The 1,069-nt window shown below is 41.3% G+C and carries 2 protein-coding genes; both read left to right on the forward strand.

Translation table 11 applies throughout. The annotated features are described in order from the left end of the window. On the forward strand, positions 1 to 619 hold a 619-nt coding region (locus tag AC5590_RS34695), incomplete at its 5' end, for a phosphopantetheine-binding protein (RefSeq protein ID WP_248277452.1). A gap of 12 nt (positions 620 to 631) precedes the next feature. Further along, the coding region (locus AC5590_RS34700; protein ID WP_169269008.1) for a beta-ketoacyl synthase N-terminal-like domain-containing protein at positions 632 to 1,069 on the forward strand (438 nt) is incomplete at its 3' end.

The following is a 1,069-nucleotide window of genomic DNA, read 5'->3' on the forward strand; positions in this document are numbered from 1 at the left end:
GATTGAGGCGGTACTGAGTCAACATCCACAGGTGCGGGAAGTTGTAGTTCTAGCTCGCAAGGATGAACTTAAAGATATGCAGGTTGTGGCATATCTTGTTGGCAACCAGCACAGCGCTCCTCTCCAGAGCGAACTTCGGCGCTATTTGTTAGATAAGTTGCCTGAATACATGGTACCATCAGCCTTTGTTCTGCTGAAGGAAATGCCACTATTGCCCAATGGCAAAATAGATCGCCGGGTACTACCTGAGCAGCCACAGCTTGATCTCGAAGAAAACTTTGTCGCTCCTGAGACGGAACTTGAGCAAACTATTGCAATAATTTGGCAAGAGGTGCTTCAGATTAAGAAAGTTGGCATTCATCACAATTTCTTTGATCTCGGCGGTCATTCATTGCTGATGGTTCAGGTACATAGCAAACTTTATCAAACTCTTAACAGAGATATATCAATTGTTGAAATGTTTCAATATCCAACTATTAGCACGTTGGCGAAACATTTTAGTCAACAATTAGAAGAAAAAACTTCTTTTCAACCAAGCCATGAGTTAGTTGAAACTCGTAGAGAATCAAAGAAGCAACAAAGACAACTCAGGCAAAAACATCGGGAAACAAATCAGTAGCAGGAGGTTTCTATGAATAACTCAGATGCATTTGATTGCCCCGATGAAATAGCGATCGTTGGCATGACTGGTCGTTTTCCTGGAGCGAAAAATATTGAACAGTTTTGGCAGAATCTACGAGATGGTGTAGAGTCAATTTCTTTTTTCAGTGATGAAGAACTCTTATCTTCTGGAATTGACCCTGATAGGTTGAGTCAACCTCAGTATGTAAAAGCAGGGGCTGTATTAGAAGATATTGAATTATTTGACGCTTCATTCTTTGACTTTTCTCCGAAAGAAGCCCAAATCACTGACCCGCAACACCGTTTATTCCTGGAGTCTGCTTGGGAGGCTCTTGAAGAAGCTGGCTACGACTCCCAAACATATACAGGTCGGATTGGTGTTTACGCTGGTGTCAGTCTAAGCACTTACTTTTTATCAAATATTTATACAAAACCCGAAATTATAGAA

This window comes from Brasilonema octagenarum UFV-OR1, from assembly GCF_963888615.1.
GTDB classification, from domain to species: Bacteria; Cyanobacteriota; Cyanobacteriia; order Cyanobacteriales; family Nostocaceae; genus Brasilonema; species Brasilonema sennae.